Below are 20762 nucleotides of genomic sequence, written 5' to 3'. Positions count from 1 at the left end.
ATACGTTATTATGGAGGTTAATTTGTTTCATAGCCAACGCAAGAAATCTTTATCTACGCACTCTAAATCACTCAAAGATTTAACGCGTTTTCAGACTGCTGCCCAGTTTTTGCTTGAAGAGAAAAGAAAGATTTTATTACAAAAAATGAAAGAGCTCAGCGGGTTGGAAGCTTCCCGTTATGAGAGCTTATGTGCCTTGCTTATCGAGAATCTGGTTCATTACTGCCAAAACCTTCCTGAAACCACTAACAGTTACTATTCGCAACCAGGTGGTTTGGTCGATCATGCTTTAAATCGAACAGAAGCTGCCTTGAGCCTGTTTCAGGAATTTCTGGTTCAGGAACAGCCGAATGCATTATCTGAAGAGCAGAAACTGTGGCAATACGCCCTTTTTAGTGCCGCTATTTTACAAGGCATAGGCAAATTATGTATTGATTACCGCATCAACCTTTTTGATGTGAACGGACAGCAACTGAAACAATGGAACCCATTACTGGAGAGTCTGGTTAATACCGGTACTTATTATGATTATGAGTTTCAGAAAGAATCGGATATTGAATTTCGCCGTCGTTTGAACCTTTTGTTAGCCAGAGAATTAATGCCAGCCAGTGGCTTTTCCTGGATAGCATCCAATCCTGATGTCCTGGCGATTTGGCTGGCTTTGCTGAACGAAGACACTCGTTCTGCAGGAACTCTGGGAGCCATTTTAATCCGGGCAGATGCTATTGCCATACAAAGGTACATCAGCGAGTTTATGGTTAAAAGTGGGATGAGCCGTTCAGGACGCTTTGGGCGTGCGGGAACGTTTGCTGGGGGTGTACCTGAATCCATTGCAGAAAAAGAACAGGCTATGGGTGTTGAATTTATCCAATGGTTGTCCAAGTCTTTGGCTGAAGGCCGGATTATGATTAATAAAGCACCCTTATTTATGGTTCCGGGCGGTTTATTGATGTCGCAGGAAATGTTCCAGTTGTTCGTACGTGAACACCCTGAATATAAAAATTGGCAAGCTGTCCAAAATGGCTTTTTATCTTTAGGCCTGCACGGCCGTGGCGTTGCTGGAAACGTGATGAGCCGTTTTGAACAGGCTCATACCCAGCAAATGCAAAGTGGTATTGTTTTTTCTGAATATGCGATAGCACTTCCCTCGACTGTAGAGGTGCATCAGTTAAATACGGGTAAAGTTGAGTCCATGTCCGCTACAGAACTGGTCTACAGGGCACAATTTACCAGTCAGTTTACCCAACAACAAAATACCCTGGTGGTCGCACCGTTACAAAAACTGGCGGCATCAGGGCAGTGGCAAGCAATAGAAAATGACCTGTCACCATTAACACCAGGGGCGAGCCGCAGTGTCTGATTACGCCATAGGTGATGTTCAGGGTTGTTATGAGCCCTTGCAACGGTTACTTGAATCAATTGATTTTAACGAACGTGTTGATCGCTTATGGTTTGTTGGCGATTTGGTGAATCGCGGCCCTGAATCTTTGGCAGTTTTGCGCTTTATCCATGCATTGCCAGTAACGCCGCAAATTACTTTGGGCAATCATGATTTGCATTTATTGGGTTCATTATTTGGTGGAAGACCATGGAAAGGGCACGATGACACCATTCAGGATGTAATGCTGGCTGCTGATGGAGAAGAATTAGGGCATTGGCTCAGAAAGCAATCCATCTTGTGTTATTCGCAAGAATTAAATGTAGTTATGAGCCATGCAGGCATAGCTCCTGTTTGGGATTTGTCTCAGGCGATTCTTTGTGCTCAGGAATTAGAACAAAGGCTTTCTGGCGATGATTATGCTGAATTCCTGTCTCAGATGTATGGCAATAAGCCCGATGTCTGGTCTGATGAACTGGAGGGCCTGGACAGGCTGCGCATGATCACCAATTACTTTACCCGTATGCGCTTTTGTAATGATTATGGCGCTTTGGATCTAAGTTATAAAGGTACCATAGCCAAAGCTCCTGCCCAGCTTCATCCCTGGTTTGAGGTACCGGGTCGTAAAGAAATTACTGCCGATATCGTTTTTGGCCATTGGGCGGCCTTGATGGGAGTTACTGCAAATCCCAATATTCATGCTATAGATACTGGTTGTCTTTGGGGGGGCGAATTGACTGCCTTACGTCTGCAGGACAAACAGCGGTTTTCTGTTCCAGGACAAAGAGGTAGTATTTAGTTTATGAGACGGGTGAATAACAGCATCACATCATTGCATATATTCCTGACGATCCTTATTGCCTGGTCGGCTCAAACCTATGCAGTAGACAGTTCCCTTTACAAATGGGTAGATGATCCTGCACAAGAAGCCCAGCGCGTTGAACAGGCAGGCACACGCTTGAGGGAAGCCATACGCAATCCAGAATACATGATGAAAAACTGGATAGAATTGCCCACATCACCCGAAGCACGCAAAAAAACGGTTTATCAGCTCAGTATCCGTGAGGCCATCTTATTGGCATTACGTTATAACCCTAATATTCAAAACCTTGAGTTGGATCGGATTGTTCAGCGCTATCAATTACGTCTGGCCCATAATGAGTTTGAATTGCAGTATGCTCTGGGGGCTTCAGGTGCGACCCAGAGAAGTACGTTTAATGGTATTGGCACATCTTCCGCCAATACCTTTATAGCCAGCCCTGAGCTGGGTTTAAAAACCAAACTGGGAACTAAAGGATCTCTGTCTATAGATAATAATGTTGGGGTGAACAACAGTTACAGCCCGGTATTAAATCTTTCTGTAACCCAGCCGTTACTGCGTGGTTTTGGCCCTTCAGTCAACGAAGTGGGATTGCTAAACGCCATTGATAACGAATGGATCAATAAATTAAGTTTGCAGCAATCGGTTGTTGATCAGGTAACTCAAGTCATTATTGCCTACAGAGCATTAATTTTAAGCGGCAATAATTTACAAAATCAGCGCCTGCAATTAAAAGAAGCAAAAAAATCCTATGAAATTAATGAGAAAAAGATAGAGGCTGGTCAATTGGAGCCCACCGGTAATATCCAACAATCCTATCAAATTGAATCCTTAAGTTTGCTGGTAGAACAAGGTGAAAATGATTTTAAAACCGCGGCCCAGGACTTATTGCAAACCATAGGGCTTGATCCCGACATGCATCTGTCCGTGCCTAGTGATGTGAGTGTGCAGGAAATTAAAGTCCCTGATTTGCAGGAATCCATTGAAATAGCCTTGAATCATAATACCCAATATCTGGCTTTGAAAATGGCCTTAAAGGCCGACGAGCGAGCATATACCGTAGCCAAAAACCAGCAATTATGGCAATTGGATTTGGCAGGTAATGTCCAAAGCGGCATAGTGAATGACGTTACCGGCACTAATACAGGTATTCGCGGTATTTATAATGGCAACAACGTGACTGAAACGGCGCGGGTTACCCTGACCGTCCCTTTGAATGATATAGGCCGGCGCAGCCAGTTAATCAGTGCCAAGGTACGTCTTGAAAAAGACAGGATTAATTTGATTGCTGCCAAAAGAGCTTTAGTGACCAACATAACAAATACCATCAATACCATCCAAAGCTTGGCAAAACGGTATGAATTGGCACAAAAGCAAGTGAAATTAGCGGAGCAATCTTATGCTTTGGAAAAGAAAAAACAACAGGCTGGAATATCCAGTGCATTGGATGTAAATAATACTCAGAATCAGTTGATTCAAGCGCAATCAGGACTAATTGGAGCTAAGGTTGCGTATCTCAATCAGTTATCAGCACTGCAACGGACTTTAGGAACTACGCTGGACTATTGGCAAATTAAACTAAGGTATGGCGGATGAACAGTTATTTAAAAATAATAGGCACAATGCTCCTGGCTTTGACGCTTGCGTCCTGCGGTGGCAGTAAAGAGCAGCAAAAAGCAACGAATTTAAATACCTTTGAGGTAAAACCACAGGCTTTTCACAAGACCCTGCATTTTACCGGAACCATACAGCCCTTACGGGAAAGCACCCTGACCAGCCCCATGGAAGCAGTGGTGGAAACCATGCATTTTCATTACGGCCAAATGGTGAAAAAGGGCGATATCGTTTTAACTTTGAATTCTACAGAATTACAAAAGCAATATAACGACATTCTGACCGACTATTTAAAAGCCAAAGACAGTTATTCCATAGCCAAAGCCAAATTTGTGGGAACGCAGGAATTATGGGATGCCGGTTTATTGTCTAAAAATAATTTCTTAAGCGAAAAGTCCGGGGTGGATACTGCCCGTGTTACTTTGATGCAGGCTACACGCAAACTGACCGAATTATTAGAAAAAATGGATGAAAATAATGCGCAGAATTTCTCTACTTTAAGCCTTTCTGATTTTGAAAAAGTAAGAAAAATATTAACCTCAAATCATAATTTAATTCATTTAAAAGCGCCAAGTGACGGGGTAATGCTGTATCCGCCAAAATCTGGTGATGACAAAACCACACGTGTGACCGTGGGCTCTTCGGTTAAATCAGGGCAAGTCATTGCCTTGATTGGTGATTTAAAAGGGATTAGCGTCGAAATTGATGTGCCGGAAATTGATATTGATAAAATTCATCCGGGTATGGAGGCAACAATTAGCGGGGTAGCCTTCGGCAAACATCAGTTAAAAGGAAAACTGGTAGCGGTTAATGCTCAGGCTTCCAATACCAGCAATGGTGGATTGCCTTCTTTTACTGCTGTAGTTGAAGTCAGTTCACTGACGGAAGAACAACAACCTTGGATAAAAGTGGGAATGAGTGCTGCCATAGAATTGAATGTAGACAGCGACAATCAATTATTAGTACCTATAGCTGCCGTGAAACGCGAGAAAGGCAATAGTGTTGTGCGCCTGCAATTGGCACAGGGTTCTATCGAGAAACGGATTATCACCACAGGGCCCGCCCAGGCCGATTCAGTAGTCATTGAAACAGGGCTAAAAGAAGGTGACGTGGTGGTTTATGACTGAGCCATTAATCAAACTTAAGGATTTGGTAAAGACTTATCATCTTGAAGGGATTAGTTCTACGGTACTCAAAGAAGTATCCTTAACCGTTAATGAAGGCGATCTTTTGGCCATAGTCGGGGCTTCTGGCTCTGGCAAATCGACGTTAATGAATATTATTGGTTTACTGGATAAACCGGATTCAGGCACTTATTTATTAAAAAACAGGAATGTGGCGGGTTTATCTGAGGATGAATCAGCAGATTTACGCAATCAAAGTATAGGCTTTGTTTTCCAGCAATTTAATTTGTTGCCGCGATTTACTGCCATGCAAAATGTTGCCTTGCCTCTGACTTACAGAGGTACAAGTGCTGTAGAAATAAAGGAAAAAGTATTGCATGCACTCGATCGCGTGGGAATGAAACAATACGCGCGGCACAGGCCAACGCAGTTGTCAGGAGGGCAGCAACAACGGGTAGCAATAGCCCGGGCTTTGGTGACTGAGCCAAAAGTTATTTTGGCGGACGAACCTACAGGTGCCCTGGATTCGCGCACTGGTTCTGAAGTAATGAATTTATTTTTAACCTTACATGCGGAAGGCCGTACTATTATCATGGTCACTCATGATGAACACGTGGCAGCCCAATGCAAACGGCGGATTACTCTGGCTGACGGAGTAGTGATTGCGGAGTCGGCCTCATGAATTTCAGTAGCCATTTTCAGCAAGCACTGGTGAATTTAACCGCATCAAAACTGCGTTCTTTTTTAGCGGTTCTGGGTATTTTAGTGGGAACAGCGGCAGTAGTGGCTTTAATCAGCTGTGGGCAGTTAGCCACCGAAAAAGCTCTGGAGCAATTTAAAGCACTGGGAACTGATTTGCTGGCTGTTGCTGTATATCAGAAAACACCCACTAAATCACACAGTGGTGATGATGCCCTGTCCATAAATCAATGGCAGCGCCTGGCCGAGCAAATACCCTATATAGTCAAAATCGCTCCTTACAGCACCGCGTATCAGCCATTAAGTTTTCAGGGTAAATTAATGCAGGGGGCGGTGATTGGGGCTGATGAAAATCTGGCAAGTATTATTCAGGTTGATTTAGCCCAAGGGCATTTTGTGTCTTTTGTCGAATCCTTCGAACATTTTTGTGTCATTGGCAATGGTCTGGCGCAACAAATAAAAGAAATCAGTATGGATGATCCCATCGGAAAGCAATTACGAATAGGTCAGTCTTTATATACTATTATTGGCATAGCGAAACAGTGGAAAGAGAATGGATTTTTCAATGAAGACATTAATCAGGCAGCAATTATTCCCCTGGCAGGAATTAGCCTGGTAAGCAAAGATGCAAAAATAAATAACGCAGTAGTCTTGTTGAAACCTGATAGCCCCATTGACGAAGTAATTGATCATATAAAGCAATTAATCAGTTCCATGGCGCCTAAATTGAGTGTCTTTCCGCGCAGTGCGAAACAAATTATAGCCAGTATGGAAAGTCAGGGACGTATTTTTACCTTATTGCTAGCGGTGATAGGTGGAATTTCACTTTTAGTTGGCGGTATTGGTGTTATGAACGTCATGCTGGTTTCGGTTAGTGAGCGTAAAAAGGAAATTGGTATTCGTAAGGCAGTTGGTGCAAAAAACAGTGAAATCCAGGCTTTGTTTCTGGTGGAGTCTGTGATGCTGTCCTTATTGGGAGGCATCTTGGGAGTCATTTTGGGACTGATTTTCACTCGGATAGTCGCCTATTTCAGTGATTGGACCTTTTCCATTTATTGGTTACCTCCAATAGCGGGTTTTCTGGTATCCGCAGCAACCGGAATTTTCTTCGGCTTTTACCCGGCACGCCGCGCTGCAAAACTGGAACCCATGGTTTCCTTACGTAGCGAATAATTCTGATATCTAATCCGTCAATAAATTCGGCACAACGACGCTTGACAACCACTTTGAAATTATCAAAATTCAACATATAACAACTCCCCAAAAATACGGTTTATAAAAATCAATGTCACTGCTCATCTCGTCACGTTGTTTGGGATGACGCGCAAGAGGAGTTTGTGGTTCAATTGATAGACAATAAGATTTTATATAATGCCAAATGATCAGTGTTATTTCATCGTGGTGTTCCACGGATATTAGAACAGAAATGCGGGAACTACTGATTTAAATAGATAAAAAACTGTAGCCTTGATTACGCTATCGCTCTGAGTGATCCTCTCATAATTTTAATCTCGTAAAAAGATGTAAATAAACAGGATGATCAGCGCAAGTAGCCCCTCCACCTCCGGGGGAGGGTGCCCGACAGGGGGTGGGTGGGGGGATCAAAAAGAGAACTTATTTAAGGTAAAAAGGTCTAAAATAGCATGGCCTATTTGATAGAAACTCCTTTTTTGATCCCCCCATCCGCCCTGTCGGGCACCTTCCCCGGAGAGGGGAAGGCGATCCTGCATAGTTCTGAGTGGTACTCAATATGAGAGGATCACTCAGCGCTATCGCTGCATCAAGGCTACGCCTATTTTAAATAAATCATCAAGCTTCTTATCCATAACTCACGTGAGTTTCGGATAAGAAGCTTGTTTTATCCAGTCGTTCCTTCGTCTTAATTCCCTCCCCCGTGAGGGCTAGGGAGTGGTCCTGCCCGCACTGCCATTAAGGAGTTCCGCCGTCCCGCGGCTTGTCCGCGGGATCCAGGAATCTCACTCCGAACTTAGATCTCTGGATACCGCGGACAAGCCGCGGTACGGCGGAGTAGGGAGTGCCGTGACTGGATTTACGTATTGCATTGAATTTATAAGTAATTTATGATGGTAATAGAGTTTATTACTATCAATAAATGGAATTTCTTATGCTAAAAAAATCCCTTGTACTTGCCCTGTCAACCTTTTGTACTGTTGCTACAGGACACGCTGATACTACTAATAATACGAATACAAAACCTTTGCCATCCAGCTACATGCCTGTAGTTATTAATGAGACGTTCCAAAGTATTTTGCAAAGAATGAGTGCGGCAAAGCAGGCAATCAACGACAAGCAGCAGGCTTTGTTACAAGAGCGTTATGATTTAAGTAACACGCCTTCAAAAACCGTTACCATGTCCAATGGCAAACCCATTCAGGACGGTGTCCGGATTAAATTACCGCAAGGAATGACCTGGGATCAGCTGGCTAAAATGACCCCTGATGAAATTAAAGCGAAAGGGGTATTTCCGCTAGGATTTTTACCTTTGTCTCATCCTAACCACCCCGAAGGTGGTATGTTATTCCCCAAATTCGCAATTGATGAAATTAACAAACAGGAAGGCCGCGATTTAACCCGCTTTGATTTGGATTTTGATATTCCTGATCATTTCCTGCCCCCTTTTCCGGCTCCCATTTATTTAACAACCAGACCTGATCTGGGCGATGTTTCCCAGGGTAAACTGGTTACTATAGAAAACTATTATGAACTGTTTAATGGCTTGTTAAACCCGAAACAAATTGAAGGTTTGCGTTTGTTGGTTACACCATTCCCACAGCAACAATACAATCAGACCGAAGATCGCCGCACTGTAAAACCAAGCCGTGGCGTTGCCTGTTTTGATTGCCATGCCAATGGTCATACCAATAAAGCCACACACTTGGTCGGCGACATTCGCCCACAGGAATTCCGCCATCGTATCAATACGCCTACCCTGCGTGGATTAAACATACAACGTTTGTTTGGTTCGCAACGGGCGTTAAAAACAGTTGAAGATTTCACCGAGTTTGAACAAAGAGCCGCTTATTTTGATGGGGATCCGGTGATTGCAACCAAGAAAGGAGTCAATATTCTGGAGAGAGGCAGTCAGGTTCATTTTATGTCTGAATTCCAGTCTATTCTCGATTTTCCACCCGCACCTAAATTAAACTGGGAAGGCAAGCTGGATCCTGCTAAAGCTACTCCTGCTGAATTACGTGGCCAGGAATTGTTCTTTGGTAAGGCAAAATGCGCCAGCTGCCATACACCGCCCTATTATACTGATAACACCATGCACAACCTGCAAACTGAGAAGTTCTATAAGCCTCAGATGGTCAATGGCATGAAAGTTGTGGGTGATGGCGCTATAAAAACATTCCCATTACGTGGCATAAAAGATTCTCCACCTTATTTGCATGATGGCCGCCTGTTAACTTTGGCAGATACCGTTGAGTACTTTAACCTGATTTTAGGTCTGCAGTTGACCGCTGAAGAAAAATCGGACCTGACTGAGTTTATGACTGCTCTGTAAAAGTACGTGCCAGTATAACTGTTCCGCTTCCTGACGGTCGCGGCTCGGTTTTCGTGCTTCGAATTTACTTTATCGAGCACCGAAAACCGAGCCGCGACTGTAAAGGAGCGGAATTTTTGCCGTACGCATGAACAAGAGTACATGAGTGCCGTAGCCCGTATTAGCGGAGCGTAATACGGGAAATTACCAAGGTAATTCCCGGCTCCAAATCGCCCAAAAATCCACGTCGTCCTGAGCGCGGCATTTTGCGCGAAGGATCTAAATATTGGCACCATACCGCCTGCAGGAGATCCTTCGCGCAAAAAGACGCGCTCAGGACGACGTAGATCGGGGAATAGCAAAGAGGTGCAGAAGAGTCAGATTTCGTATTAGTGAAGCGTAATACGGGAAATTGCCAAGTTGATTCCCTGCTCCAAATCGCCCCCAAAAATCCACGTCGTCCTGAGCGCGTCTTTTTGCGCGAAGGATCTCCAAATGCTGGCACCATGCCGCGCGTGCAGGAGACGTGCATACGAGAGAGAGTGGCTCACCTTATATCCCAAGCCTGGATTATTTCATCATAGAGGCTAAAGCAATACATCCCTTTCCTGCATGCAAGCCTATGGCAGACGATGCATATTCTATAAAAGCTGGAGCTTGTCCGAGAGCCTCTGTCGTTAACTCAGCAAATTGTAAGGCTTTCTCTGGAACTCCCGCATGAATTAAACCATAGCACTCCAAGGTCTGATTTTGGCGAAGGGTTTCTACATGGCCCACCACCTTGGCAAGTGCTTTAGTTTCACTAAAGGCCTTATCAAAGAGCACTCCTTTACCAATGGGATTAATGCTGATGATAGGCTTGATATGAGCAAATTGAGCGATACGTCCACCAATCTTGCTGATCCGACCACTGCGGATCATGGACTCAAAATGCTCTACATAGACAAATAAGTTAATTTTGGGAATTTTTGCCAGCAATTGCTCTTTGATCTCTGCTATAGGCAAGCCAGCCTCAATGAGTTGTGCCGCATGCATTACCAGCAATCCCAAACCGCCGGAGGTCTGACGCGAATTGATAACATGCACATTGGAAAATTGCTCTGTAGCTTTAACAACAGCATCATGGGTACCACTCAAAGCCTGAGATATAGGTAACACCAGCACTTCTTCATAGTGATTGGCTATGTGCCTTATTTGTTCCTCAATCGCTGCAGGAGAGGGAAATGAGGTTTTGGGATAAGTGCTTAAAGTCGTCAGGCGGTCATAAAAGCTCTCCTGATTAATACAAATTCTATCAATGAGATTATGCCCATCCAAATGCATATTAAGCTGAATAATATGGATTTGATTATTATCCAGAATTTCCTGGGGTACATCGGCACTGGAATCAGTTACCAGAGCAATCGGATAGTTTCTTTGATGGATCATTTGAAATTGGCGTAACATATCTTCTGCTTTAGACTGGCTAATTTGCGCCACATCAAAAAGCGACTCAAAGACTGCTGCCGGCTTTTTGCAGTGCAGGTGAAAACGACACAATTCAGCATTACCACTGCTTACCACGCTGTCTCCAAACTGTTCCAATTGGTTGGCAATGGCTTCACGATTAATTGATTCCCCTGAGAGGGTAATTTCTGTACAATATCTTTGTTCCGGTGGTGAACCGTCTGCACGTGTTTCATGATGGGGTTCTGAGCATTCCAAATGGATTTGGTTTTTATTAATTGACTGAGGATTCTCCAGATAATCGGCAAAACCACTGATAAAGTAATAAAATCCTAAAGCACCTGCATCGACTACCTGAGCATTTTTAAGGACAGGGAGAGTGTTGGCGGTACTTTGCAGGGCTTGATTGGCATCGGACAATGTCTGTTGGATGAGTTGTTTAAAGCAAGTGAACTCCTGGGCTAATTTACTGATACTTGCCGACCAGGCATCGATCACGGTAATAATAGTTCCTTCTACCGGATGTAAAATGGCGGAACGAACACTGGAACTGGCCTTAGTGATTAATTGCGCGAAGGTTACGGTGTCTATTTGTTCTGAGGCAAGCTGTGTTTCGGTAAGGCCACTGAAAAACTGGGAAAATATCATTCCTGAATTGCCGCGGGCTCCCATGAGAGCCGAGTTAGCCAGGGATTGAAAGGTTTCTTTCAAGGTGGGTTTGGTGGCAGAATGATGAATAACTGCCAAAGCAGTAGCTGACATATTATCACCTGTATCTCCATCGGCAACGGGGAACAGATTAATGCTATTAAGCTTTTCACGATTGGAAATTATAGAGTTGCACGCAGTTAAAAACGCGGAATGAAGGGTATTGGTATCAAGATGACGAATTTCCATGGGCTAATTTTAAATTAATGGTCTATCTTATAAGAATACACATATAAGTTATTAATTTAAAAGAGTGATTTATTTAAAAAAATTAAAGAGAAATACAATTAGGTCGAAAATAAACTTTAATGAATAATAATTACAAAAGAGGGGAAGAGCTATGAAAAAGTGGGGGCTCACGTTAGTGGCATTCATGCTGCTAAATCAGGTTTCATTTGCAAGTGAGAATTGGAACCAATGGGTTGCCGGTGTCCGCGAAGAAGCACTGCAACAGGGAATTCCACCGGCGCTGTTTGATGAGGCTTTTGCCGGAATCCATGAACCAAGCCGACAAATCAAAAGCTTCATGCATTCCCAGCCTGAACATCGATTAACCTTCAAAAAATATTTGAGCAGCCGTGCTGACAATTACCGTATTGCTATAGGCCGTAAAGAATATAAAAAGAATAAAGAGGTTCTGGAAGCAGTAGCTCAGCAATATGGGGTTAACCCTTGTTTCATCGTGTCTTTCTGGGGTATGGAAACAAGTTATGGTTCTTATATGGGGAATTTTCCGGTCATTAAAGCCCTGGCTACTTTGGCTTATGATTCAAAACGTAAGGACTTTTTCCGTAAAGAATTATTTACAGCCTTACACATTCTCCAGGGTGGACATGTCAGCCTTGCTGATTTTAAAGGCGAGTGGGCTGGTGCTTCTGGCCAACCTCAGTTCCTGCCTTCCAGTTGGGTAAAATACGCTGTGGATTATGATGGTGATGGACGAAAAGACATTTGGAAAAGTAAACCGGATGTTTTTGCATCAATAGCCAATTATATGAAACAAAATGGCTGGCAAACAGGCGAACCTTGGGCTATTCAAGTCAAATTACCCGCCAAATTTGATATGAAGATGGAAGGTAAGTCTATAGTCAAACCTGTAAGTGAGTGGAATGCATTGGGTGTTCGCACTGAAAGTGGACAGCCTTTACCTTACCAAAACCTGCAGGGCAGTATCGTTCAGCCTTATGGCGGACCTGCGTTCCTGGCATTTCCTAATTATAAAATGATTTTGCGCTATAATAATTCAATATATTATGCCGGTGCTATTGGATACATGGCAGATAAAATTTGTCAGGTGCACTAAGGTAATTGAGTTAGTTGTAGCCCGTATTAGCGCAGCGTAATTACGGGATCATCCTGCCACTTCGATCCCGTATTACGCTGCGCTAATACGGGCTACAAAACACTGCAATGAGAGATAAATCGTGAATCAGTATCTTGATAAAACAGCCAGTCTTACTCCTGCTGCGCAAAGAATAATTTGTCACAAGGCAACAGAGTACCCTCATACTGGTGCATATAATACCGTTATTACTCACGGTACTTATCTTTGTCGGCGTTGTGGCCTTGCCTTATTTCGTGGCAACAGCCAATTCAGTTCAGGTTGTGGCTGGCCAAGTTTTGATGACGACATTTTAAATACAGTGAAGAGAACACCAGACAGTGATGGCAGGCGTACCGAGATATTATGTTCTCGTTGTGATGCCCATTTGGGGCATGTATTTACTGGTGAGTCCTTTACCCATAAAAATCTGCGTCATTGCGTCAACTCTGCTTCCCTTGATTTTGTCGCCGATGACAAGGTTCTGGACACAGAAGAAGCTATTGTCGCGGGAGGGTGTTTTTGGGGTGTTGAACACTTTTTAAAACAAATTCCTGGGGTGCTTGCTGTTGAGTCAGGATACACAGGCGGGCACACTTTAGATCCCTCTTATGATCAAATCTGTCATGGAAATACGGGACATTATGAAGCGGTACGGGTATTGTATGATCCTGCACAAACGGATTACCGCCAGGTTTTAAAGCGTTTTTTTGAAATCCACGATCCCACCCAAAAAACCGGGCAGGGCCCTGATCTGGGACAACAATACCAAAGCGCAGTCTTTTATTTTAATGCCGAGCAGCAACAGATTGCAGAGTCTTTAATTCAGCAACTCAAAAAGCGAGGTTATCCGGTTGCAACCCGCCTCCTTGAAGCCCAACCTTTCTGGCCAGCTGAAGAATACCATCAGAATTATTATGCAAAACACCATAAAGCACCCTATTGCCACCGCCCGGAAAATCGTTTTGGAGAATAGTTGAAGACGCACTCAGGACGACGGAGATAGGGGCAAAGTTGCTTCGAAATAGCACAGTGTGTAGCCCGGTCTGCTTGCAGCCGGGATCGAAGTGGCACTATCCCGGCTGCAAGCAGACCGGGCTACAAAGCAAATCAAGCTCGCTGCTGACCGCCATAATTGAGCAATAAGTCCACATCATATTCTGGCGCAGAGGGTTGCTCCAAAACCGGATACAAGGATGCATTTGCTGAACTGTTAAAGAAGGCCCCGCTTCCACCATAAGTGCTGGTTATATTTTGCGCCCTTCCTAACAATTGACTCATTGAACGCTGTTGTTCTTTGAGGTCCTTTTCAATCTGTGCGCAATTTTGTTCTGCGGCTTTAATTTGTGTCTGCAATGCTGGAATAGCAGAAGTATTGATATTCTCTGCTTTTTTCCCTTGTTCTTCCAGCGTTGCCTGATTATTCAGGATCGTTTGCTTATTTTCGTCAATTTGCCCTTCGTATCCTGATTTTTGAAAATGATAGATCACTGCCACAGTCAGCGAAATAAGGGTACCTAAGGCAAATACTCCAGGAATGATAAAGAATAATGGGCTCACCATAAGACTGCTAACCAATCCTGCACTTACTGAACAGGCACTCACTCCAAAAAGGGAAAAAAAGAGCGCTGTGGTGCGAGCACTTTCGGCTGAATCGCGTTCGATGAAATGCTGGTTATTTACTTTTTCGAGATCCTGGTTCACGCTGACAAGTTGTGGTCTTGATGCCGCATAGTGTTGCACTTGCTGTTGTTTTTCCAGCAAATTACTTTGCAGTCGTTGCAACTCAGCTTTTGCATCATTTAATGCTTTTTGGGTCGTTTTTGCTCTTCCCTCCATTTCATTATACGAGTGCATGGTGGCCAGAATTGATTTTAAGGCCTGGCGTTCAGTGAACGTAATTTTAAGGCCGTCAGTTCGCTCCAGCGCCTGTTCCAATTGGCTGAGGTAAAGGGTATAACTGAGCTCAGTTGCTGTGCGCATCAGTTTGTTTTGAGTATCATCAAGTTCGCTGTTTTTGCGGGTAATACGATATCGCAGTTGTTCCTTGTTGGAAGAGGACAATTGCCTTAAATCAGGATCGGCAGCATTTCTGGCCTGTTCCCTGTCCATACGCCCCTGACTTCTTATTTGCCGTTGCTCTTCTCTATTGGGAAGAACAGTATGCAGTTGTTGCTTTAATTCTTTATAGCGTCTCTCCGCCTGGCTTTGATCCAGGATAATGTTATCCAAACTTTTTTCTTCTACGCTGCACTCTCTTTCTTTAGTGTTAATCAGCAGGTTTAGCCTTCGGCGTTCATCTTTCAGTCGATTTTCTTCCTGAAACAAACTGCTCCAGCGTAATTCAGTTTGCAGGGAATAACCATAATCGTAGTATGGTGTAGTGTACGCATTAGGGTATCCAATTGTTGTCGAGTAATGGCCATGGACATGGACGTTATTGACAGGGTATGAAGGAATTGATTGGTAATTAAGTAATAGTCGTTCGCTTTGAATGCGGTCTATGGATGCGTCAAGGCTGCGCAGGCTGTTTCTCAACTCTTCAACCTGGCTGCGACTTTGCTTTGCTATCCTTTGTTGGGGGGCGCGTCTTATTTCCAGTTGGCTCAGTGTGCTTTGTAATTCCTGTAACTCTGCAGTGTATTGTGAATGCAGGGTGGTATCCTTTTTTTGTTCCCATTGATCGTTTTGCTCTTCGTGTTCATCGCTGCTTTTTTGTGCTTCACATGCCTGTAGGGTTGAGTGATGCATAAATTCCTGTTTGTCACTTGCACAATGGCTTGAAACAAGAGAATAGATCGCGGTGGTGACTGGCGACAGAGGTTTTCTTTCCAGAAGGTATTGGCGAAGAGCCTGATAGTTTGCTTCGCTTATTGTTGCATCAGTTTGATATTGAACTGCATCATTGATAATGATTTCTGATAACGCCATGATCGTGACTCCTAAGGTAATAAATTATTAACTTTCTTGTATGTCTTAAATCCGGTTGTTACTGATTACGTTCCAAATTAGTGTTGCTTCAAACTGGTGATATCCCCCTGCTGCGCTGTTAGCCTTAAATTGAGGTGGATTATGCCAGAGGAATGTTAAGGAATTGTTAAGTGATTGTGTCAGAATTGTAAATAGACAATTTGAGCTCTAATCTGAACTGCGACTATGAAGGCATCAGTACCTTAACAAAAATTCCGCTCCCTCACGGTCGCGGCTCGGTTTTCAGGTGCACGATGAAGTAAAATGAAGGCACGAAAACCGAGCCGCGACCGTGAGGGAGCGGAAATTTTGGAGGTACACCTAATGAGTAATCAACAAGGGAGTGCATCGAACTGTTCCGCTTCCTTACGGTCGCAGCTCGGTGTTCTTAGCATGATGCTCTTTTGTACTCTTGATTAGCGAATCACAATACAGGCTCAAGGGGATATTTCGTGGGGATTCCTCAGCTCAGGACGACGGGGATTTGAGGGGAGGTTATTATTTGGGTTCTGCTTTTGAACTCTCAGAATGGTACTTCTTATCAACCTCTTCAGCTTTGCGCTTGTTTTCCTGCAATTGCAATTCTTTAAGCTGTTCATCCCATAAGAGAGCGGCTTTTGTTTTGATTTGATTGATTTTGCGGATCAATTGTCCAAGATGAGTAGCTAGCATAGGCAGCTTAGAGGGTCCAAAGACCACCAGAGCAACGACAAGAGTTAATAAAAGCTCACCACTGCTCATGGTTTATTATCATCATTCTTTACATCTTTATTGCTGTCGTCATTCATAGCCTGGCGAAAGTTTTTTATCGCTTCACCCAAATCCGTACCTAAAGTTTTCAATTTGGAAGTGCCAAATAAAGCGATAACAATGGCTAATATTAATAATAATGATAATGGGCTAATGCCGCTGAGTCCCATGGTTAGCTCCTTATTTTTCGGTTGATAAGCACTAATAGTCCTGCCAGGGCTGTCCCTGTTAACGCAACAGGTGTTAAGTATTTATAGTTTAAAAGATGTAAATAATTAATGATACCCAGAGACAGGAATGAAGCAAATACACCCCAAAACACACTGTTCCAGTGTATGCCCTGTTTTTGATATTCAGGTTTGTTGTTCGCCAGCTCTTTTTTAAATAATAATTCCTCTTTTTTCAATTCCAATACGTCAAAAATTAATTTGGGCATATGAGGAAGCTGTTCAGCAAAAAAGGGCAGATTTTGTTTTAACTGGTTCAGGAAGGCTTTGGGCCCAATTTGTTCACGCAGCCATTTTTCCAGAAAAGGTTTGGCTGTTGCCCACAGGTCAAGATTAGGATAAAGCTGCCGCCCTAAGCCTTCGATAGCCAACAGGGTTTTTTGCAGTAAGACCAACTGGGGTTGAACTTCCATATGGAATCGCCGCGCCACTTGAAACAGGCGTAATACCACCTGAGCGAAAGAAATATCCTTTAAAGGTTTTTCAAATATAGGTTCACAGACCGTACGGATAGCACTTTCAAACTCTTCGACCCGCGTATCGCGAGCTACCCAGCCAGACTCCACATGGAGTTGGGCAACACGCCTGTAGTCACGGTTAAAAAAGGCGATCAGGTTTTCTGCAAGATAGCGTTTGTCACTGTCATTCAACGTGCCGATAATGCCAAAATCAATGCATATGTATTGGGGATCCTGAGGATGTTTGTAGGAGACGAAAATATTTCCGGGGTGCATGTCCGCATGGAAGAAACAATCACGAAAAACCTGGGTGAAAAAAATCTCGACACCGCGTTCGGCGAGCTTTTTGATGTTGATTCCCTGCTCGCGCAGGCTGGCTATATCTGATACAGGTATGCCATGAATACGTTCCATAACCATGACATTTTGACGTGAATAATCCCAGTATACTTCAGGTATGTACAATAAAGGCGAATTGCTGAAATTACGGCGTAGCTGTGCGGCATTGGCGGCTTCTCGTAACAAATCCAGCTCATCAAGCAGGGTATGTTCAAATTCGGTCACAATTTCTTTAGGCTTCAAGCGCCGTCCTTCCGGCCAATAACGATCTGCCAGTTTGGCAATGGTGTGCATGATACTTAAATCCTGCTCAATAATGCGCCGCATATTAGGTCTAAGTATTTTAACTACCACGTCCTCACCAGTTTTTAGAGTAGCGGCATGCACTTGAGCCATAGAGGCAGAAGCCAAAGCTATGGGATCAAATTCAGCAAACACTTCATAAGGCGACATATGGTAAGCGCGCTCAAGGATGCTCAGTGCCTGGGCGCTGGGAAAGGGGGGGACTTTATCTTGTAATTTACTTAATTCAATAGCTATATCTTCGGGAAGAATATCAGGGCGGGTTGATAGTGCCTGGCCAAATTTAATAAATATGGGGCCTAATTCTTCCAGTGATTTTCGTAACGCTTCCCCCCGTGTTAACTGAACTTTACGAAACCAGTTCCAGGGGTTTAAATAAACCATAAAACGTAATGGAGCGAAAAGTCTAATGGATACAACCACATTATCCAGTCCGTTTTTAGCAAGGATGTGGTTTATGCGTATTAAGCGAATTAATTGTTTAATTGATTTCATAACAACTCATCGGTTGATTTTGGCTTGTGTTGTTCGGCAGATTGGGTAATGTCTATCGGGTGGTCAATAATCCGTGTTGGCTTTTCCTTGCCAGGTTCAGTAATCACATGATGCAGCTTATCCATGACATGTTGCAGTGTTTCATGGATGAGTTGGGGTTGTGATGAGAGAGTCTGACCTACTTTAACAATAATGGGTTTTAACTCTTCTGCAGCTTTGCGCAGGGTATCTTCTTTAGCTGTCTGTTTTTTTCCAAACTTGCGAAGAAGTACTTTAAAAAGCATTCTTAAAATAAAAATTCCGTTCCTGATCAGGACATATTGAATTCGAAAGAGATGTTTTAAAGTTTTAATGGTTTTCATTTTGAGGTCATCAGTTGATTGATATGGGCTTGTAATCGTTCAACACTTAAACGCAATTCATCGACATCATTAAAAAAATCATCCAGTTCATTTTTCGAAGGAACTACACGCAATTCTTCTTGTAAAAATTCGGTCATGTTGAGTTGCATGGAATTACTGAACTGCTTTTTAATTTCCATACCCTTACGTATAAACGAACCTATCTGATGGGCGACAACATCACCAGTAAAATGAGCCAGATGCCCTTCCCAGTCTATGTCCAGTTCATCAAACAGTTTTTTAACCTTTTGTCCGAGTTCAATGTCACCCGACATCCGAATTTTATCATTGAATAATGAGCGGGCTTTGGATGCAGGTAATAAACTCAAGCGGATAAGGCCTATAGGATTACTGTGAATAATGGTGTCAGGATTTCCGTCATATTGGTCCAGCAACAACAGTTGGCTGTTTTGAAACTGAATGTAAAAGTTAACATTTAATGGCGAAATAACCATTTCGATCACTTTTTCATTCAAGGCCTGCAGTTTTTCTGGCATATGCTCATCCAGGTTTAATGCCTGGTTAATTGCAGTTTGCAGCGCTTTTAAGGAGTATTTTTTTAACATAATAAACTCAGTATTTATAAGCAATATGTAAGGCTACTATGCCCCCACTCAAATTATGGTATTGGCAATCTTCAAAACCGGCTTGTTCAATCATCTCTTTTAATGCATCCTGATTGGGGTGCATGCGTATGGATTCGGCAAGGTATTGATAGCTGGCTTCATCTTGAGCAAAGAACTTTCCTACTTTAGGCAAAATATTAAAAGAATACCAGTCATATACCGGTTTTAAGCCTGGAAAGGTGGGCGTAGAAAACTCAAGTACCATGAGTTTACCACCGGGTTTACATACGCGATACATGGAGCGTAAGGCTTCTTCTTTGTCTGTAACATTTCTCAAGCCAAAGCCCATGGTAATGCAATGAAAACTGTTATCGGCAAAGGGCAGGCATTGGGCATTGCCTTGTACGAAACTGATGTTTTTAAACAAACCTTCATCAAGCAGGCGGTTGCGTCCAACCTGCAGCATGGCTGAATTGATGTCCGCGAGAATGACCTGGCCGCTGTCTCCGACTTTTTTACATAACAGACGCGTTAAATCACCACTGCCTCCTGCCAAATCAAGCACTGACTGCCCAGGGCGAACATGACTTAACTCCACAGTGAAGCGTTTCCACAGATGATGAATTCCCAGTGACATCAAGTCATTCATCAAATCGTAATTTTTAGCTACGGAATGGAATACTTCTGCTACCTTTTTTTCTTTCTCATCCCAGGCGACTGCTTCAAAGCCAAAATGAGTGGTTTTATCCTGATCGGTCATAATTAAACTGATTACCTGTTTCGATGCACCATCTTAACCGATTCTCCAGCAAAGTGGTACTTAAGCTTCGTATTAGGCGCTTTGATTTCTCTATTGCTCAGAGTGAGCCTCTCATAATTTTAACCAGGTAAAAAGATGCAAATAAACAGGATGATCAACGCAAGTAGCCCCTCCACCTTCGGGGGAGGGTGCCCGACAGGGTGGGAGGGGGGATCAATAAGAGAACTTATTATTAAACGTAAAAACTCTAAAATAACAGAACCTGCCGAGAAAATAATCCTTTTGATCCCCCCATCCGCCCTGTCGGGCACCTTCCCCCGGAGAGGGGAAGGCGATTCTGCATAGATTGGGATGCAACACAAATATGAGTGGATCACTCAGCACTGTCGCTGCATCAAGGCTACGTTTTTATGAGTTATTTTGATAAAGCTCTGTCAGTACCCTTAAATACTGCTGCTCATCAGGAGGCAGATTATTTTTTTGTGACAGCCATAAGCATTCAGCGAGCTGGTCCATAATTAAATGTTCAACAGCCAGAGGGTCTTTGTATTTTTTAACCAGGTTTTTATAAATCTCATTAATGCCCAAAGGGCGATCTGTAGCCACTTGCTCTCTTACTGCCAGGTGTAGTCCCATGTGCAAGAACGGATTGGTTTCGCCGAACTCGGGATAATAAGTATGCTCCTGGAATTTAGTGCCTTGTTCCAATATTTTATGATACTCAGGATGAGCCAGGATCACCTGGGCAATTTCATTTTCCAAAGGTGACAGAGGTTTTTTATGTTGGAATTTATCCCAACTGTTAAAAAACATCTGCCTGGTTTCCTGAACAGTATCCCCGTAAAACATAATAACTCAAATCGTGGTTTTAATTAGGG

18 protein-coding genes are annotated in these 20762 nt (G+C 43.4%); 9 read left to right on the top strand and 9 right to left on the bottom strand.

Annotated elements, in window-relative coordinates; genetic code table 11:
- Positions 1-10 precede the first annotated feature (10 nt).
- The 7 genes from B094_RS0113695 to B094_RS0113665 all read left to right on the top strand — a co-directional run bounded on the left by B094_RS0113695 (position 11) and on the right by B094_RS0113665 (position 9161).
- Entirely contained in the window at positions 11-1360 is a 1350-nt protein-coding gene (locus B094_RS0113695; protein ID WP_040524344.1) for a conjugal transfer nickase/helicase domain-containing protein, read from the top strand.
- Positions 1353-2177 carry a symmetrical bis(5'-nucleosyl)-tetraphosphatase gene (locus B094_RS0113690; protein ID WP_018578384.1) on the top strand — a complete coding sequence of 275 codons (825 nt, stop codon included), beginning with the start codon at positions 1353-1355 and terminating at the stop codon, positions 2175-2177. Before B094_RS0113695 ends, B094_RS0113690 begins: the two co-directional genes overlap by 8 nt.
- Before the next feature lie 3 nt (positions 2178-2180).
- A complete protein-coding gene (locus tag B094_RS0113685) occupies positions 2181-3794 on the top strand; it encodes a TolC family protein (RefSeq protein ID WP_018578383.1) in 1614 nt (537 codons plus the stop codon).
- On the top strand, positions 3791-4939 hold the full coding sequence (locus B094_RS0113680) for an efflux RND transporter periplasmic adaptor subunit (RefSeq protein ID WP_018578382.1): 1149 nt from the start codon (positions 3791-3793) through the stop codon (positions 4937-4939). The genes B094_RS0113685 and B094_RS0113680 overlap by 4 nt, the downstream gene beginning before the upstream one ends.
- Complete coding sequence (locus B094_RS0113675) at positions 4932-5618, top strand: ABC transporter ATP-binding protein (protein WP_018578381.1); 687 nt, start codon at positions 4932-4934, stop codon at positions 5616-5618. The genes B094_RS0113680 and B094_RS0113675 overlap by 8 nt, the downstream gene beginning before the upstream one ends.
- On the top strand, positions 5615-6808 hold the full coding sequence (locus tag B094_RS0113670; protein ID WP_018578380.1) for an ABC transporter permease: 1194 nt from the start codon (positions 5615-5617) through the stop codon (positions 6806-6808). The genes B094_RS0113675 and B094_RS0113670 overlap by 4 nt, the downstream gene beginning before the upstream one ends.
- Positions 6809-7760: 952 nt before the next feature.
- Positions 7761-9161 (top strand): cytochrome b6, encoded by a 1401-nt coding sequence (locus B094_RS0113665; protein WP_018578379.1) that lies wholly within the window; start codon positions 7761-7763, stop codon positions 9159-9161.
- A 549-nt stretch (positions 9162-9710) separates the two neighbouring features.
- Here the strand turns inward: B094_RS0113665 and B094_RS0113660 are convergent.
- Positions 9711-11483 carry a DegV family protein gene (locus B094_RS0113660; RefSeq protein ID WP_018578378.1) on the bottom strand — a complete coding sequence of 591 codons (1773 nt, stop codon included), beginning with the start codon at positions 11481-11483 and terminating at the stop codon, positions 9711-9713.
- A gap of 151 nt (positions 11484-11634) precedes the next feature.
- Between B094_RS0113660 and B094_RS0113655 the strand changes: the two genes are divergently transcribed.
- Positions 11635-12597, top strand: a complete 963-nt coding sequence (locus tag B094_RS0113655; RefSeq protein ID WP_018578377.1) for a lytic murein transglycosylase — start codon at positions 11635-11637, stop codon at positions 12595-12597.
- 121 nt (positions 12598-12718) lie between these two features.
- A complete protein-coding gene (locus B094_RS0113650; RefSeq protein WP_018578376.1) occupies positions 12719-13591 on the top strand; it encodes a bifunctional methionine sulfoxide reductase B/A protein in 873 nt (290 codons plus the stop codon).
- Positions 13592-13725: 134 nt separating this feature from the next.
- Here the strand turns inward: B094_RS0113650 and B094_RS16305 are convergent, their stop codons facing one another.
- The 8 genes from B094_RS16305 to B094_RS0113605 form a co-directional block, all read right to left on the bottom strand.
- The gene (locus tag B094_RS16305) at positions 13726-15546 is read right to left on the bottom strand and encodes a hypothetical protein (RefSeq protein WP_018578375.1); all 1821 of its coding nucleotides are present in this window, start codon (positions 15544-15546) and stop codon (positions 13726-13728) included.
- Between the two features lie 537 nt (positions 15547-16083).
- Positions 16084-16326, bottom strand: a complete 243-nt coding sequence (locus tag B094_RS0113640) for a Sec-independent protein translocase subunit TatA/TatB (protein ID WP_018578374.1) — start codon at positions 16324-16326, stop codon at positions 16084-16086.
- Positions 16323-16505, bottom strand: a complete 183-nt coding sequence (gene tatA / locus B094_RS0113635; RefSeq protein WP_018578373.1) for a twin-arginine translocase TatA/TatE family subunit — start codon at positions 16503-16505, stop codon at positions 16323-16325. Before tatA ends, B094_RS0113640 begins: the two co-directional genes overlap by 4 nt.
- A gap of 2 nt (positions 16506-16507) precedes the next feature.
- Positions 16508-18157: a ubiquinone biosynthesis regulatory protein kinase UbiB gene (gene ubiB, locus B094_RS0113630; protein ID WP_018578372.1), complete on the bottom strand. Its 1650-nt coding sequence runs from the start codon at positions 18155-18157 to the stop codon at positions 16508-16510.
- Positions 18154-18519 carry a hypothetical protein gene (locus B094_RS0113625; RefSeq protein ID WP_018578371.1) on the bottom strand — a complete coding sequence of 122 codons (366 nt, stop codon included), beginning with the start codon at positions 18517-18519 and terminating at the stop codon, positions 18154-18156. Before B094_RS0113625 ends, ubiB begins: the two co-directional genes overlap by 4 nt.
- Positions 18516-19124, bottom strand: coding sequence for a ubiquinone biosynthesis accessory factor UbiJ (locus B094_RS0113620; protein WP_018578370.1), 609 nt, complete (start codon positions 19122-19124; stop codon positions 18516-18518). Before B094_RS0113620 ends, B094_RS0113625 begins: the two co-directional genes overlap by 4 nt.
- A gap of 7 nt (positions 19125-19131) precedes the next feature.
- Positions 19132-19884, bottom strand: a complete 753-nt coding sequence (gene ubiE, locus B094_RS0113615; protein WP_018578369.1) for a bifunctional demethylmenaquinone methyltransferase/2-methoxy-6-polyprenyl-1,4-benzoquinol methylase UbiE — start codon at positions 19882-19884, stop codon at positions 19132-19134.
- A 408-nt stretch (positions 19885-20292) separates the two neighbouring features.
- The gene (locus B094_RS0113605) at positions 20293-20733 is read right to left on the bottom strand and encodes a DUF1841 family protein (RefSeq protein ID WP_018578367.1); all 441 of its coding nucleotides are present in this window, start codon (positions 20731-20733) and stop codon (positions 20293-20295) included.
- Between the last annotated feature and the right edge of the window lie 29 nt (positions 20734-20762).

The sequence above is a fragment of the Legionella shakespearei DSM 23087 genome (genome assembly GCF_000373765.1).
GTDB classification, from domain to species: Bacteria; Pseudomonadota; Gammaproteobacteria; order Legionellales; family Legionellaceae; genus Legionella; species Legionella shakespearei.
This window is presented reverse-complemented; position numbering and strand designations above follow the sequence as displayed.

Bases quoted from the DNA above. Each gene is read 5' to 3' on its own strand.
- B094_RS0113695 (WP_040524344.1), top strand. From the start codon at position 11: ATGGAGGTTAATTTGTTTCATAGCCAACGCAAGAAATCTTTATCTACG.
- B094_RS0113655 (WP_018578377.1), top strand. From the start codon at position 11,635: ATGAAAAAGTGGGGGCTCACGTTAGTGGCATTCATGCTGCTAAATCAG.
- B094_RS16305 (WP_018578375.1), bottom strand. From the start codon at position 15,546: ATGGCGTTATCAGAAATCATTATCAATGATGCAGTTCAATATCAAACT.
- B094_RS0113680 (WP_018578382.1), top strand. From the start codon at position 3,791: ATGAACAGTTATTTAAAAATAATAGGCACAATGCTCCTGGCTTTGACG.
- B094_RS0113670 (WP_018578380.1), top strand. From the start codon at position 5,615: ATGAATTTCAGTAGCCATTTTCAGCAAGCACTGGTGAATTTAACCGCA.
- ubiB (WP_018578372.1), bottom strand. From the start codon at position 18,157: ATGAAATCAATTAAACAATTAATTCGCTTAATACGCATAAACCACATC.
- B094_RS0113625 (WP_018578371.1), bottom strand. From the start codon at position 18,519: ATGAAAACCATTAAAACTTTAAAACATCTCTTTCGAATTCAATATGTC.
- B094_RS0113620 (WP_018578370.1), bottom strand. From the start codon at position 19,124: ATGTTAAAAAAATACTCCTTAAAAGCGCTGCAAACTGCAATTAACCAG.
- B094_RS0113685 (WP_018578383.1), top strand. From the start codon at position 2,181: ATGAGACGGGTGAATAACAGCATCACATCATTGCATATATTCCTGACG.
- ubiE (WP_018578369.1), bottom strand. From the start codon at position 19,884: ATGACCGATCAGGATAAAACCACTCATTTTGGCTTTGAAGCAGTCGCC.
- B094_RS0113665 (WP_018578379.1), top strand. From the start codon at position 7,761: ATGCTAAAAAAATCCCTTGTACTTGCCCTGTCAACCTTTTGTACTGTT.
- B094_RS0113605 (WP_018578367.1), bottom strand. From the start codon at position 20,733: ATGTTTTACGGGGATACTGTTCAGGAAACCAGGCAGATGTTTTTTAAC.
- B094_RS0113660 (WP_018578378.1), bottom strand. From the start codon at position 11,483: ATGGAAATTCGTCATCTTGATACCAATACCCTTCATTCCGCGTTTTTA.
- B094_RS0113640 (WP_018578374.1), bottom strand. From the start codon at position 16,326: ATGAGCAGTGGTGAGCTTTTATTAACTCTTGTCGTTGCTCTGGTGGTC.
- B094_RS0113675 (WP_018578381.1), top strand. From the start codon at position 4,932: ATGACTGAGCCATTAATCAAACTTAAGGATTTGGTAAAGACTTATCAT.
- tatA (WP_018578373.1), bottom strand. From the start codon at position 16,505: ATGGGACTCAGCGGCATTAGCCCATTATCATTATTATTAATATTAGCC.